Origin of the sequence: Dyella sp. BiH032, from assembly GCF_031954525.1 — a bacterium.
In the GTDB taxonomy this organism is placed as follows: domain Bacteria; phylum Pseudomonadota; class Gammaproteobacteria; order Xanthomonadales; family Rhodanobacteraceae; genus Dyella_D.
Genome location: NZ_CP134867.1, coordinates 3,104,954 through 3,120,769, shown reverse-complemented (window position 1 = coordinate 3,120,769; position 15,816 = coordinate 3,104,954). Strand labels below are relative to the sequence as shown.

Below are 15,816 nucleotides of genomic sequence, written 5' to 3'. Positions count from 1 at the left end.
AGGTCCGGCGACACTCGCAAAGGTGTTCGTCGCGCATGTCAGTCATTTCTTCGGCGAAGTTGGTAGGGCTTGCGTCCCGCCCTTGGCGTGTGGCCGTGGTGGAGGATGACCAGGCGTTGCGCGAAGGCATCATCGTGCCGGGGCTCGCGCAGTTCGGTTTCGATGCGATCGGCATGGAGCGCGCCGCCGATCTCTACCGACACATGGTCGCCAAGCCGTTCGACATGGTGGTGCTCGACCTGGGGCTGCCCGGCGAAGACGGCGTGTCGACCACGCGCTATCTGCGGGAGTGCTCGACGATCGGCATCGTCGTGCTTACCGGTAGCCTCGAAAGCGATGATCAGGTTCGCGCGATGATGGCCGGCGCCGATCTCTACCTGCGCAAGCCCTCGGCCCTCGCCGTGCTTGCCGCCAGCTTGCATAGCCTGGGCCGTCGCCTGGCCACGCGATCGACAGCGCCTGAGCCGCAGGACGAGGCGGCCCCGCGGATGACGGAACGAACCACGGCAGGCGAGTGGCACCTGGCTGTCGACGACTGGAACCTCGTTTCACCGGAAGGCATCGCCGTTCCCCTGTCACCTTCCGAGCGCGGCGTGTTGCGTCAGCTGTTCGAGGCGCATGGGGCGACCGTGTCGCGGGACGCCTTGATCGCGGCGCTTCACGACGACATTCACGAGTTCGACCCTCATCGCCTGGAAATGCTCATCTATCGCTTGCGGCGCAAGGCGAAAGAGCAGGGCATCGACGTGCTGCCGCTGGTTACGGTCCGCGGCACGGGCTACGTCTTCGTGAGAGGTGCGACGAATGGCTGTGCTTCCGGTTGACGGGTCAAAGCTCAGCTACGGATTCTCCTCGGTCGTTATCAGAAGTATTGGAAAGTGCGTTCATCTTTTGCCTGGAAGGTGAGTTTCTCTCCGGCTCCGAAGTAACGCGCCACGTCGGGTGGCGCTCTCTTCTTCCCCTCGCTGTGTCGGCGTTTCGCCCGGGCGCAGATACTTTCCGCGATCAGGCATGACGCAAAGTCACCGTTAGCTTCGGTTGGAAAGCGTGCGTGATCGCTGCCATGCACTCGTCAAAGCTCCGTGCCGGGCGTGCTAGCGCGCGCCGGTCCGCTACCGCCTGGACGTCGTCGACGCCACGGATGCGGCATCCGCGGATGGGTGGTGCCCTGGGCACTGCTCCATCCGTTCCGCGGCAACACGGAGCTCGCAATGAATCGGATTTACAGCAAGGTATGGAACAAGTCGCTTGGCATGCTGGTAGTGGCATCCGAGTTCGCCCGCGTCCGCGGCAAGGGTTCGGCGGGCCGGAGTCTGCGCAGGCGCCTCGCTGCCGCGATGGTCGCGGCTGGTGGTCTGTGCGCAGGCGGTCATGCGCTGGCGGAGGATCGTGCGATCGGCGCGACGGCCGCCGACGGCGTGGTCGAAGTGATCCGCGCGAAGGAGGCACGCGGGGAGCCAGGCACCGATGGCAGCTATGCCGATGGCGGCGCCAGCACCGCCGGTCGTGACGCTACCGCGATCGGCAACGGCGCATCCGCCGACGCGGATGCGGCCAGCGCCTTTGGTGCGCATGCCCGCGCGGCGCGCATCAGCGCTTCCGCGTTCGGCCACAACGCCAACGCCCAGGGCACCAACAGCACCGCCCTGGGCGCCAACGCGCAGGCGCTGGATGCCGTCACCACGGCCATCGGTTCCAACGCGCAGGCCCGCGCGAATGCGGCCACCGCGCTCGGTTACGACAGCCGCGTGCTGGAGGCCGCCACCAATGGCGTGGCCTTGGGCGCGCGTTCGATCGTGAGCGCAACCAACAGCGTGGCGCTCGGCGCCGGTTCGATGGCCGACCGCGAAAATACCGTGTCGGTGGGGCGCGACGGCGCCGAACGCCAGATCACCCACGTGGCCGCCGGCACCCTCGCCACCGACGCGGTGAACAAGTCGCAGCTGGATGCCGTCGCGGACGGCGTCAGCGAAGCACAACACTACTTCAAGGCCAGCGGCCGGCAGGACGGGAGCGACGATGCCATGGCCGAGGGCGACGGCGCCGTGGCTGCGGGCAGCAACAGCCATGCCATGAGCAATGGCACCGCTGTCGGCAGCGGCAGCAAGGCGATCGGCCTGGGCGCTTCGGCATTCGGTCAAGAGGCCTTGGCCGTTGCCGATGCGACCGTGGCGATCGGTCAGGGCGCGCAAGCCTGGGGCTTCGGCAATACCGCGCTGGGCGCCAGCGCCATCGCCGATGCAGAGCAGGCCGCCACCGCGCTGGGCGCACTGAGCACGGCTTCCGGCACCGGCTCGACCGCCGTGGGCGGGCTGGCGACGTCGCTCGGCGATGGCAGCCTGGCTGCGGGATTCAGTGCCCTCAGCTACGGCGAGGCCAGCGTCGCCACTGGCGCGTACAGCAGGGCCATCGGCCAGTTCAGCGTGGCGACGGGCCATGACGCGTTGTCGGTGGGCGATGGCTCCGTGGCGATCGGCAACGAAAGCACCGCCGTCGGCAGCGGGAATATCGCCATCGGCGCGGGCGCGCTGGCCGAGGAGTTCGGCGCGGTCGCCATCGGACCGGCGTCCTATGCGGGCGGCTGGGCGGCGACCGCCATGGGTATCGGCGCCAGCGCGGAGGGTGCGAAGAGCCTGGCGCTCGGCGGCACCGCCGTCGCGTTGGCGGAATCTTCCACGGCGGTGGGATACGGCAGCAGCGCCGCCGACTTCGGTACCGCGGTCGGTGAAGGTGCGGCGACCGGTTCCGCGGGCACGGCGGTAGGTGCGCAGAGCCGTGCGGGCGACAACGCCGTCGCGCTCGGCGGCCTGGCATCGGCGAACGACCAGGCCAGCGCGCTCGGTTCGGAGAGCCGCGCCCACGGGTTGCGTTCGACGGCGGCCGGCTTCCGAAGCCAGGCGCTGGGTGACGATTCCGTAGCCGTTGGCGTGGACAGCCGTGCAGACATGAACGCGGCGGCCTTCGGCGCCGGCGCGACCGCCGATGCTGCCGGCGTGGCGGTCGGCCGCGGCTCCTTCGCGGCGTTCGGTGCGACGGCCATCGGCGACCAGTCACAAGCGAACGACGTCAGCGCCACGGCGATGGGTTCGCAATCCAAGGCGGAGGGTCAGTATTCGCTCGCAGCGGGCTTCCGGGCTCACGCGTTCTACCTGGGCAGTGTCGCGGTCGGGCCAGAGTCAAGCGCGGGCAAGCAATCCACGGCATTGGGCTCGCTGGCGGATGCATCGGCCGCGCGTGCGACCGCACTGGGTGCCGACAGCTCGGCCGAAAGTGCCGGCCTCGCGGCCGGGTTCGGTGCGAGCGCGGGCAGCGAGGCGGTCGCGGTGGGCGCGGTGTCGAAAGCCGGGGGCGCTCGTTCTCTCGCTGCCGGCTTTGGTGCCGACGCCGGCGGGGAAGCCAGTGTGGCGCTGGGTAACGAAGCGATGGCTCATACCGGCGGATCCGTGGCGCTTGGCAATCATGCGATCGCGGCAGGAGGGGGAAGTATCGCCATCGGCTGGAATGCCGATGCATCAGGGCCGGGATCGGTTGGCCTGGGTCTCGCCTCCCAGGCGCTCGGCCTGGAAAGCGTCGCGGTAGGTTTTGGCGCCATTTCCGCCGGCGCGTGGTCCAGTGCATTTGGTGCGAGCAGTTATGCCGATTCCTGGGGTACGGCGGTCGGCAATCACGCACAGGCCTGGCATTTGGCCAGTGCGTTCGGCGCCAATAGTCTCGCCGATGGGCTGCGCGGTACGGCGGTAGGTTTCAACTCGCGGGCCGCCGCCGACGACTCCACGGCCCTCGGCGCCGAAAGTCTCGCCGATGGGCTGCGCGGTACGACGGTAGGCTTCAATTCGTGGGCCGCCGGCGACGACTCCACGGCCCTCGGCGCGCATTCGAGGGCACGGGCCGACAATAGCGTGGCCCTTGGACAGGGCTCGGTCGCCGATCGTGCCAATACGGTATCGGTCGGCGCGGACGAATGGATCGGTGAGGACGGCTCGCTGCACCAGGCCATCGACCGCCAGATCAGTCATGTCGCCGCAGGCACCGAGGACACGGACGCCGTCAACGTGGCGCAGTTGAATGAAGCCGTCGCCGGTGCGGAAGCCACCAGCCGCTACTTCCGCGCGAACGGCGCCAACGATGGTTCGGACGATGCCATGGCGGAAGGCCTTCAGGCCGTCGCCATCGGCGCACACAGCCACGCAGGGGGCGACGGAAGCATGGCTATGGGAGCCGGAGCGTCTGCCGACGGGCTCTTCGCGATCGCTCTGGGTATGAGCGCGATGGCCACCGGCAACGGTTCTCTGGCCCTTGGCAACACGGCCGTGGCGAATGCGGAAGACGCTGTGGCCATCGGTAGCGGCGCGACGGCCATCGCCGACCGCGGTACGGCTGTCGGTGCACGCAGCTGGGCCGGCGGCTTCGAGGAATCCAGCGCCTTCGGTTCCGATGCGCAAGCCAACGGCCGGCGTTCGACCGCCATCGGCGCGGGCAGCGTCGCCCAGGGAGGCAGCGTGGCCGTCGGTGCCGGGGCCATCGTATCGGCAGGCACCTTCGGCGGCACTGCGCTAGGTACGGAGGCCACCGTCGACGGTAGCTATGGCATCGCAGTCGGTACCGACGCTTACTCCAAAGGCCATGGTTCGATCGCCATCGGCGGGCGGGACGATCTGGGCACTGGCGGCACCGTGGGCGCCGAAGGCGATCACAGCATTGCCCTAGGTGCCGGCGCTCACGCGCTCTCCGAGGGCGGCATGGCGCTCGGCGCCCGCGCGGTGGTCGATGGCTTCAACTCGGTCGCCCTGGGGCGCGATTCGTGGACTGCACGCGACAACGTGGTCGCAGTAGGCAACGAGTTCACCGGCATGACGCGCCAGATCGCAGGCGTGGCCGCGGGAACCGAAGACACCGATGCGGTCAATGTGGCACAGCTCAACGAAGCGGTCGACTCGGTGGCCGGTTCCGTGCGGTATTTCGCGGCCAATGGCCTGCAGGACGGCACCGACGATGCGCAAGCCGATGGCGACTACGCCATCGCGGCCGGCGCCGGAAGCTATGCCATGGGCACGGGCGCCGTGGCCTATGGCAGCGGCGCCAATGCCATCGGGGAATACAGTTCGGCGATCGGGTACGGCAGCAGCGCGCTCGGCGAGCGCAGCGTGGCGTTCGGCGCCAACGCACAGGCCGGTGCGTTGAACGCCACGGCGCTGGGTGCGGATTCCACGGCGAACGGCAATTTCTCGCTGGCCATGAATGGCGGCTTCGTGGGCGAGGGCGCGAACTTCGGCATGGCACTGGGCTATACCGCTTATGTTGGCCCGAACTCGAGCGGCTCCATGGCGTTCGGTGTGGGCGCCTTGATCGGCGACGGTGCGCAAACCGCCATCGCCATCGGCGCGACCGCTGCGGCGAACGCGGATTTCGGCGTGGCCATCGGCGGCTTGGGTGCCTTCGTCGACGATGCGTCGAACCAGATCCGCTTCAGCGGTGCCATCGCGGAAGCGAGAGGTGCGCTGGCACTGGGTTCGGCCAGCTGGGCCAATGGCGAGAGCAGCGTCGCGGTAGGTCTCGGCGCGACGGCGGATGGCCGCCACTCGGTTTCTCTCGGCGCCGGCGCAGGTTTCCGCGGCTCGGCGGACGACAGCGTGTCCATCGGTTATTTGAGTTCGGCGACGGCCGCCAATGCGGTCGCGCTCGGTGCGTGGTCGGTCGCCGATCGCGCGAACACCGTATCGGTCGGCAGCGTGGGACACGAGCGACAGATCACCCACGTGGCGGCTGGCACGGAGGACACGGATGCGGTGAACCTGGGCCAGCTCAACGAGGCCATCGGCGGTGTGGGCGGTGACGTCGCCAACGCGGTCAAGTACGACGATGAAAGCAAGCAATCCGTCACCTTCGCGGGCGAGGGCGGCACGCAGCTCCGCCATGTGGCCGATGGCGCGCTCAGCGCTACGAGCATGGACGCGGTCAACGGCGGCCAGCTGTATCGGCTGGGTGACCAGACCGCGCAGATGCTGGGTGGCGGCGCTTACATGAGTTCCAGTGGCCTGGTGGCTCCGGTCTACGCCATTCAAGGCGGCAGCTATTACAACGTCGGCGATGCGCTCAGTGCGGTGGATGGTGCCTTGAGCTCACTGGACTTCCGCGTCGACAACCTCGAAAGCGGGCACACCATTGCGCCAGGCCCGATCGATCCGGAGCCGATTTCGCCACCGGACCAGGGCAGCGGCAATGCTTCCGGTCCCGCGGTGGTCGGCAACGTGGCCAGCGGTGTCGCGCCGACCGACGCGGCGAATGTCAGCCAGGTGGACGAGGCACTGGCCACGGCCCAGTCCTACACCGACACCACCGCGCAGCAGACCCTGAACGATGCCAAGGCGTACACCGACGAACGCACCGCGAATCTGGTCAGTAACTCGGACTTCGACGCCTTCAAGTCCGACGTGAATACGCGCTTCAGCGGCCTCAACACCCGCCTGAATCGGGTGGGCGCGATGGGCTCGGCCATGGCCGGCATGGCCGGTGCGATCGCCGCAGCGCCGGGTACCGACAACCGCGTCTCCGCCGCGCTCGGCGGCTATCGCGGCCAGGGCGCGCTGGCGGTGGGATTTGCGCATCGCCTGCCGGGCAATGGCGCACTGCTGGTCGGCGGCAGCGTCGCCGGCGGTGGTGAGTCGAGCGGAACCATCGGCGTCAGCTTCGGTTGGTAAGGACCCGGCCGCCCTCCCTGGCATCGGGAGGAGGGGAAGGGCGGCATGGGTGAAGTACCCCGCGGGAACAGCGTTCCCGCGGGGGCTTCCTCCGACGGCATTCCCGTAGAGGTCCGGCAACTCCTTCAATCCGACGCTTCCTGGTCCACACGGCAAAGCGTCGCCATCGCCGCCGCTCCGGCGCCGGCTTCCTGATACGAGGACTTCATTACCATGCCTTTTTTCCGTTCCATGTGTCTGAGCGTGTGGGGTGTTTCCCTCGCGCTGGCGTTTGCGCCGGTCCATGCCGGCGAAATCCTGGCCGCACCGCAGATGCCGCCTGCCCGTTCGGCGTCGGCATCCATTGACCGCATCATCGTCAGTTATCGCACTGACGCGACCGAACGCACCGTGTCGACTGCGGCCCTGCAACACGTGCAGGCCGCGATCGCGGCGATCGGACTCGACGGCGCACAGACCAGCCACCGTGCCGCGCCCCTTGCCGCAAGCTACCAGCGCACACTGGCCACTGGCGCGCATCTCATCAAGCTCTCCCGCAACTTGTCGCCCGGCGAACAGGATGCCTTGGTCCAGCGGCTGATGAGCGATCCCGCCGTGGCTTACGCCGAACCCGATCTGCGCCTGCAGCCCGTGCGGGACGTAGCCGTTCCCACCGCCATCAAGGCGACCGAACCTGACGACCCCGACTACGCCAAATACCAATGGCATCTGCGCGGTGCGCCGGGCGGCGCGAGCGTCAGCGACGCATGGGATCTCGCCGATGGAGAAGGCGTGGTCGTCGCCGTCCTGGATACGGGCATCACGCAGCACCCCGATATCGATCTCTCGCTGGCGGACGCCGGTTACGACTTCATCACCAGCGCCTTCCTGTCCGGCCGCGACGCGGATGGCCGCGTGCCGGGTGGCTGGGATCTCGGGGATTGGACAACCACGGAGCCCTGGCTGAGCGCTTGCGAGGTGGATGGAAAAGGCAGGAACAGCACCTGGCACGGCACGCACGTCGCCGGCACCGTCGCCGAATTGACCGGCAACGGCACCGGCATGGCCGGTGTCGCACCGCGGGCGAAGGTGCTGCCGGTGCGCGTGCTCGGCCACTGCGGCGGCAGCAGCTCGGATATCGCCGAGGCGATCGTGTGGGCGTCGGGCGGCCATGTCGAAGGCGTGCCGGATAACATGCACCCCGCGCAGGTGATCAACCTCAGCCTCGGCGGCCAGGGCAGTTGCGCTTCGCAAAGCGTCACCGCACAGGCGATTGCCGAGGCCAACAAGCGAGGCACCACGGTGGTGGTGGCTGCGGGCAACAGCAACAGCGATGTCGCCAATTTCACGCCTGCCAACTGTCCCGGTGTGATCGCGGTGGCTTCCAACGGCATCACGGGCCAGCGCGCGAGGTACTACTCGAACTACGGTTCGCTCATTACTCTCTCCGCGCCCGGCGGTGGCATCTTCAAGGACGATGCCGCCAGTGGCGATATCGCCAATCCGGAAGGCTTCGTGTGGTCAGCGATCAATCTTGGTGCCACCGTACCGGAGCAGCCCGGCTACATCGGCAATGCGGGCACCTCGATGGCGGCTCCGCACGTGAGCGGCGCCGTGGCACTGGTTCACGGCGCGCTGAAGGATGCCGGTGAAGCCATGCCCACGCCCGATGCGATGCGGCAGATCCTGGTGCAAAGCGCGCGGCCATTCCCGGTGGCGGTGGATCGTCCGATCGGTGCGGGCATCATCGATGCAAACGCGGCCGTGAAGCTTGCGCTCGCTGGCGGTCCGGCACCGGATCCGGTGACTGAGCTGAGCCGCGGCGTCGTGCTCGGCAACCAATCCGCCCCCGCGGGGGGATCGCGTCTGTACAGCATCAAGGTGCCGGCCGGTGCGCTCGATCTGAACATCCGCACCATGGCCGGTGTGGGCGACGTGATGCTGTTCGTGAAGGCCGGAGCCGTGCCGCAAGACGGCGTTGAAGCGGACTTCGTATCGGCAAAGGCGGGTAACAGCGAAGCGGTCATCGTCTCGGAACCGTCAGCCGACACCTATTACCTCCGCGTTAAGAGCGACCGTCCATTTGCCGGACTCTCCGTATTGGCGACCTACCGTCTCTGACCATCCATCTTTCTGATGCCAGGTAGCCGCTGGCGCGTCGTGAACCGATCGCGACGCGCCAGCGGAAGCTTATACGGCCAAATGGCCATGTCCATATGCGCATGGATCATTTCACCGCTATTTCCACGGCGGGCACCCTTGCTCCATCCATATGTCAAGGGTGGGCGGAAACATGGGCTGGTCGATCGGCAGGCGAGGCGAGCGCGGGGGCAGGAGGGCAGGCGGCGAGCGCGCGCGCCGGATCATCCTGACGCTTTGCTTTGCCTCGTTGCCGTTCGCTGTGTTCGCTGGCGACGCCCGTCTGTTGAACGTCTCCTTCGATCCTACGCGCGAGTTGTACAAGGAAGTGGACAAGGCCTTCGCAGCGTCCTGGAAGCAGAAGACCGGCGAGGATATTCGTGTCACCACGTCCAACGGCGGTTCCGGCAAGCAATCGCGAGCGGTCCAGGACGGCCTGGAGGCGGACGTCGTCACCCTCGCGCTGGCCTGGGACATCGACGTGCTCGCCGATCGCGGGCTGCTGGCGAAGGACTGGCAATCGCGCTTGCCTGCACACAGCACGCCCTATACCTCGACCGTGGTGTTCCTGGTGCGCAAGGGCAACCCCAAGGCGATACGGGATTGGCCTGACCTGATTCGCGATGGGGTGGAGGTCATTACACCCAATCCCAAGACGTCCGGTGGCGCACGCTGGAATTTCCTGGCGGCCTGGGGCTGGGCTCTGCGCCAGCCGGGCGGCAATGCCGGACGCGCCAAGGCTTATGTGACCCAGCTCTACCGTCATGTGCCCGTGCTCGATACCGGCGCGCGAGGGGCCACGAACACTTTCGTCCAGCGCGGCATCGGCGACGTGCTGATCGCGTGGGAGAGCGAGGCGCTGCAGGCGCGGGAGGAACTGGGCGCGGACAAGTTCGACGTCGTGGTGCCTTCGTTGACGATCCTGGCCGAACCGCCCGTGGCCGTGGTCGACAAGGTCGTCGCCCAGCATGGCTCCCGCGCCGCGGCGGAGGCCTACCTTGCCTTCCTCTATTCGCCGGAAGGCCAGGGACTGGTGGCGAAACATTTCTATCGCCCCCGGGACACCGCTGTCGCGGCCAGATACGCCGCGCAGTTTCCGCCGGCGAAGATCTTCACCCTCGCCGAAAGCTTCGGCGACTGGCGTAAGGCGCAGGCGACCTATTTCGCGGATGGCGGCATCTACGATCAGATCAGCGAAGCGGGGCGCTGAAGCATGGCCCGGCGCGCGCTGCCCGGATTCGGCCTGAGCCTGGGCCTGACGTTGGCCTGGCTCGGCGGCATCGTGCTGCTGCCGCTGGCGGCGCTGGCGTGGAAAGCGGCCAGCCTGGGGGTGGGCGCATGGTGGACGCACCTGGGCACGCGCCGTGTGCTGATGGCATTGCAGCTGACGTTCGGCGGCGCCTTGCTGGCCGCCGCGCTCGACCTCCTGCTGGGCTTGCTGCTGGCCTGGGTGCTGGTGCGCTACCGCTTTCCCTTGAGGCGGCTGTGCGATGCCCTGGTGGACTTGCCGTTCGCGCTGCCCACGGCAGTCGCCGGCATCGCGCTCACGGCACTGTACGTGCCCGACGGCTGGGCCGGTCGCCTGCTGCGTCCGCTCGGTGTGCAAGTCGCTTACACACGCCTTGGCGTATTGCTGGCGATGGTGTTCGTCGGCCTGCCATTCGTGGTGCGCACGCTGCAGCCGGTGATCGAGACCCTGGAACGCGAGCTGGAAGAGGCAGCCCTCACGCTCGGCGCCACGCCCCTGCAAAGCTTCCGCCGCGTGCTGCTCCCCCTGCTTGCGCCCGCGCTGCTTACCGGTTTCGCGCTGGCGCTGGCGCGGGCGGTGGGGGAATACGGCTCGGTGATCTATATCTCCGGCAACTTGCCCATGCGTACGGAGATCGTCCCGCTGCTGATCGTGCAGAAGATCGATACCGGCGGCGACACCGCGCCGGCCGCCTTGCTCGGCGCGGTCATGCTCGCCGTGTCGCTGCTGGTGCTGTTGGCCGTGAACGGCCTGCAGCGTTGGAGCCGGCGCTGGAGCGGAGCCTTCTGACGATGGTCGCGACCGCGCATTCCATGCCCCGGACACGCTCGCGCAACGGTCGATGGCGGCATGCCCTCCTGATCGGCGCGGCCCTGCTGTGCACGGGGGCCTTGCTGGTACTGCCCTTGGTGGCCGTGTTCGCGGAAGCCTTCGCCAAGGGTTGGGGCGTCTTCGCGGCTGCGTTGACCGATCCGGATGCGCTCACTGCCGTGCGGCTGACCCTGATCGTTACGGCGATCGTCGTACCGGCGAATACCCTCTTCGGCCTGGCCGCGGCCTGGCTGCTCACGCACCACCGGTTTCGCGGCAAGGCGTGGCTTTCGGCATGGATCGACCTGCCTTTCTCGGTATCGCCGGTGGTGGCGGGCCTCGTGTATGTGCTCGTCTACGGCGTGCACGGCTGGTTCGGCGGCTGGCTGGAGGCACACGGCATTCGCGTGGTATTCGCCCTGCCGGGCGTGCTGCTGGCGACGGCGTTCGTGACATTCCCCTTCGTCGCGCGCGAGCTGGTGCCCCTGATGCAGGCGCGCGGCAGCGACGAAGAACTGGCGGCGCGCACGTTGGGGGCAGGGGGCTGGCAGATCTTCTTCCGCGTCACTTTGCCGCGAATCCGTTGGGCGCTGCTCTACGGTGTGCTGCTGTGCGCGGCCCGCAGCATGGGCGAGTTCGGCGCAGTCTCGGTCGTGTCGGGTCATCTTCCCGGCCTCACCAACACGCTCCCGCTGCAGGTGGACCAGGTCTACAACGGCGGCAGCCAGGACGCGATCGCTTCGGCCTTCGCCCTGGCATCCCTGCTGGCCTGCCTGGGGCTGGCGACCTTGCTGGCCAAGCGGCTGATGGAGTGGCGGCACGGCGACGAACTGGCGCATTCCTTCCGAGGGCATTGACGTTCTGCTATGGGCATCTCGATCCGGCAACTCACTCGTCGCTACGGCGCCTTCGCTGCGCTGGACGACGTTTCGCTCGACATCGCCGATGGCGAATTCGTGGCCTTGCTGGGGCCGTCCGGCTCAGGCAAGACCACGCTGCTGCGCATCCTCGCCGGCCTGGACGAACCGGATCGCGGCGAAGTATGGCGCGAGGGACAGGACCTGCTCGCCTTACCCGTGCAGCATCGCGGAGTGGGCCTGGTGTTCCAGCACTACGCGCTCTTTCCGCACATGACGGTGGCGGACAACGTGGCGTTCGGGCTGCGCGTGCGGCCGCGCGCCCGGCGGCCATCGCGGCGCGAGATCGACGCGCGCGTGGAAGCCTTGCTGCGGCGTGTCCAGCTGGAAGACCTCGGGCGGCGTTATCCCGCGCAGCTGTCCGGCGGCCAGCGGCAGCGGGTCGCGCTGGCGCGGGCGCTAGCGGTCGAGCCGTCGCTGCTATTGCTGGACGAGCCGTTCGGCGCCCTGGACGCCCAGGTTCGCGGAACGCTCCGGCACTGGCTGCGCGAGCTGCAGCGATCGCTGGGGCTCACCACGGTACTCGTCACGCATGATCAGGAAGAGGCGCTGGAGCTGGCCGACCGTGTGGTGGTGATGAACCACGGGCATGTCGAGCAGATCGGTTCGCCGGCGGAGATCTATCGCGAACCGGCCACGCCGTTCGTGCATGGATTCATCGGCCGCGCAAACCGTGTGCGTGGCCACGTCGAGCGCGATCGCCTCCATCTCGGCGGCCATGCCTTCGCCGGTGAGCTGCCGGCGGAATTCGCGGGGCGGGAAGTGGACGCGTGGCTGCGCCCCGAGCATCTCGCGTTGGCCGCACGCGGAAGTGGCGGCTGGTCCGGACGCATCGAGTACCTGGATCAGGCCGGGCCACTGACCCGCGCAAGACTATCCATGCATGGCGACGGCTTGTCGCTGGACGCCGAATGGAGTGCCGCCGACGTGGCGGCGCGCTCCCTGGCCGTCGGCGACGTGGTCAGCGTGCACGCGCGGCAGATCACCCTGTTCGAATCCGTAGGCCCGCAGCGGCGTTACCGTTTCGTGCCGACGGTTTCCGGCCAGGGCGCCGCCGACGCGCATCCCATCGATTTCTCGGCCTGGCTGCACCGCAAGGCCTGAGTCCCTTTCCCGGCGCATCCCGGCCAAAGTGCCCCGGAGGGGCGCTTTTGGCCGTCCATTTGTCTACCGGTCGTCTCGATGCGCGTTACACGGAACCGGCCGGCATACGGCAGGTTCCTGCGAACGCCGTGCAAGCGGGATTTATCGCCATAAACGCTTGGCGACCGGCGAGCTGATGCGTGATGGATGGCTTCCACGGGTGGAAGTTGGCATCGGTCGGAATTATTCCTATGGCCAATGGTCTATCCAGTCGCCATGGCATGGTTCTTTCATACCTAGGGCAAAGGTAAGAGGTATCTAAGTTTGCGCACGCTGGCGCGCCACGCGTGGCAAAATGGGCACCGGGGCCAAGAGGATTCTTCCTGACTTCCGTCACGCCACCGCCCAAGGAGCGATCTGAGCGTGAGGCGCATCACACATTTCGAGTCTTGCCTCCTTCTTGCCGGTTTGGCGATGTAACGCACAGGCTTTTTCGTCCGATCATTCATTTCGGGCCTGCGGCGTCGGGGGCGATCCACGCAGAGCCCAGGGTGCACACGCAACGAGTGATGGCCGATAGAGGCGGGCGGAGGATGATGGCGACGACGGGGAGGGAGGCTATGCGGGAGGAAACGATCCGGATCGCGTGGTGGCGTCACCTGCTGGTGGCGCTCGTCTACGCGGCCGTGTACGCCGCGCTTCGCAGCGTGTCGGTCTCCAATTGGAACCTCCCCGCGAGTCTGCGGCTTGCTTCGTTGCTCCTCGTGCCCATGCGCTACTGGCCCGCGCTCGTCGTGGGCGAGGCGATTCCCGTCGGCTACCAGGCCTGGTTGTGCCACGACGACTTCGGCCTGGCCTGGGCGAGCTTCGCCGCCTTTCCGCCCATTGCGCTTTGCGCGCCGCTGGTAGCCTGGTTCCGTCGCCGCATGACCATCGTGCAGGCGGACGGCCGCATATCCATTTCGCCGATGCTGACCATGGCACTGGCCTGCGCGGTCCTGACCACGGCCGGCAACGTGGCGGCGCTGGCTTCGGTGCACCTGCCTGGCGGACAGCCGGCGCCGGTGCTGACCGCACGCATCGTCTTCGGTTATTTCCTGGGTAATTACCTCGGCGCGCTGACGCTTACGCCGCTCGCGCTGGCCGCGCGTTCGTGGCTTACCGCCGTACGCCCAGGTTCGGCTCTGGCCTCGCTGCGCGACAGTGCGCTGCTGCGCGACGGCGCCATGAGCCTAGTGCTGCCGCTTTCCGCACTGGCTTGGCTCGGCTACGCCAGCGGCAACGCCGATGCGATGCAGGTGTGCCGGATCGCCATGTTCCTGCCGGTGGCCTGGCTGACGTTGCGCCATGGCTGGCAGGGCGCGGCCCTCGGCGGCGCTGCGGCGAGCTTCGCCGTGGCGCTCACGTCCACCATCGTGCGCGATCCCTCGGTGATCCAGGCCCAGGCGATCATCGCCTTCGCGATCTCCACGCTGCTGATGCTCGGCGAGCGCATGGCCGTCCCGGAGACGACGAACGCGGTCGCCAACCGCGAGCGCGTCGACCGCGAATACGGCCTGCTGCTCGCCCAGCAGGGCCTGTACCAGGAAGAGCAGCGCATGAAGCACGCCGCCGAAGCGCTGGAGCAGGTGCGCCAGTCGATGCGCGACATGCAGAACCGCCTGCTGGATCGCCTGCGCGACCGCATTCCCGCCAACGAGGAGCGGGCTTATTCCCGCCAGGCAGCGCTGGCCCAGCACGAGATGCACCGCCTCACCAACGCGCTCTACCCGCGCGTGTGGCGTGAGCAGGGCGAACCTTCCACGGTGCAGCTGCGCGAAGGCCCAGTGGCGATGGCGGCGGCGGCCGTGGGCGCCACCTACGAATGCGAGCTGATCGGCCAGGACCTGGACCATCTGGCGTCCGACGTGCACATGGCGCTGTATCGCCTGGCCGGCGAGTCGCTGGTCTGCGCGTTGAGCCGGCAGCCGACCCGTCACGTAGATCTGGTGATCCGCGGCGGACACAGCCAGGGACAGCGCTGGGTGGTGATGCGCATGGATTGCCACCGTGCCTCGTCGGCCGATGGCGGGACGCGTCTTGCCCAGGAGCAGTGCAAGAAGGCGATGTCGCTGCTGGGTACCAGCGGCCTTGGCATCGAGACGATCCGCGAACGCGCGCAGATCTACGGTGGCGATGCGCATGTGCGGGAGAATCCGCTGGGCTTGCGTATCACGGTGCTGCTGCATGATGCGTTGCGGTCGACGCGACCGGATTTGCCGCGGGCTGCGCCCTGAGTTTTTCTGGTTGATTGATCGGTGTTGATGGGGGCGAGGGGGCGTTGCTTCCTCGCCCTTTTGCTTTTGGGGTGGTATGGCGCTGGCGCGAGCAGTGTAGGTTGGGGTGAGCCTGCGAACTCCAACGGGCGCTAAGGGGCGTCTCGTCCTCTCATGTCGCCTCATCGCCAGCCTTGTCTCGCCCCTCGCGGGGCGAGGGTTTTCGCTCTCCTGCCGGAGAGCGAGTTACTTCTTCTTGCTTGCCCAAGAAGAAGTAACCAAGAAGAAGGGCCCCCTGCGCGGCGCCCTCCGCAGCCTACGCTGCTGCGGGTGCGTTGAGGGCTGGCCGGGCTTTTCGATCGGGCATCCCTGCCCGAATCGAAAAGGCGGGGACGTCCTGTCCCCGCCCGCCTGCGGCGGCCTGATCGTCCAGCCCTCACCGCCGCGAAGGGAACCCGGCAGATCAAGAGCGCGACGGAGCGTCGCTTCGCTCGCTCTTGCTTGGTGGTTGGCTGCTTGTCGCGGTACTGCACTTCTCCTTCTCCCCGCCGGGCGACCCGAAGGTAGTCCCCGTGGGAGAGAAGGCGGGATGAGGGGCGGGGGCTTGCGATTACGCCCATAGGCTGATGTACGGCAGTGCATCTTCAAGCACTGCCGGGCCTCCAATCCACGCACAAAAAAGGCGC

8 protein-coding genes are annotated in these 15,816 nt (G+C 67.8%); all 8 read left to right on the top strand.

Annotated features, from left to right (window positions below; all coding sequences use genetic code 11):
* Positions 1-116: 116 nt before the first annotated feature.
* Positions 117-824 (top strand): response regulator transcription factor, encoded by a 708-nt coding sequence (locus RKE25_RS13695; RefSeq protein ID WP_311838662.1) that lies wholly within the window; start codon positions 117-119, stop codon positions 822-824.
* 387 nt (positions 825-1,211) lie between these two features.
* Positions 1,212-6,698 (top strand): ESPR-type extended signal peptide-containing protein, encoded by a 5,487-nt coding sequence (locus RKE25_RS13690; RefSeq protein ID WP_311838661.1) that lies wholly within the window; start codon positions 1,212-1,214, stop codon positions 6,696-6,698.
* Positions 6,699-6,911: 213 nt separating this feature from the next.
* A complete protein-coding gene (locus RKE25_RS13685; protein ID WP_311838660.1) occupies positions 6,912-8,798 on the top strand; it encodes a S8 family serine peptidase in 1,887 nt (628 codons plus the stop codon).
* A 172-nt stretch (positions 8,799-8,970) separates the two neighbouring features.
* Positions 8,971-10,026 carry a sulfate ABC transporter substrate-binding protein gene (locus RKE25_RS13680; protein WP_311838659.1) on the top strand — a complete coding sequence of 352 codons (1,056 nt, stop codon included), beginning with the start codon at positions 8,971-8,973 and terminating at the stop codon, positions 10,024-10,026.
* Between the two features lie 3 nt (positions 10,027-10,029).
* Complete coding sequence (gene cysT, locus RKE25_RS13675; RefSeq protein WP_311838658.1) at positions 10,030-10,854, top strand: sulfate ABC transporter permease subunit CysT; 825 nt, start codon at positions 10,030-10,032, stop codon at positions 10,852-10,854.
* A complete protein-coding gene (cysW, locus tag RKE25_RS13670; protein ID WP_311838657.1) occupies positions 10,824-11,732 on the top strand; it encodes a sulfate ABC transporter permease subunit CysW in 909 nt (302 codons plus the stop codon). Before cysT ends, cysW begins: the two co-directional genes overlap by 31 nt.
* A 9-nt stretch (positions 11,733-11,741) precedes the next feature.
* Positions 11,742-12,896 (top strand): ABC transporter ATP-binding protein, encoded by a 1,155-nt coding sequence (locus tag RKE25_RS13665; RefSeq protein WP_311838656.1) that lies wholly within the window; start codon positions 11,742-11,744, stop codon positions 12,894-12,896.
* Positions 12,897-13,495: 599 nt separating this feature from the next.
* Complete coding sequence (locus RKE25_RS13660) at positions 13,496-15,151, top strand: MASE1 domain-containing protein (protein ID WP_311838655.1); 1,656 nt, start codon at positions 13,496-13,498, stop codon at positions 15,149-15,151.
* Positions 15,152-15,816: the final 665 nt, after the last annotated feature.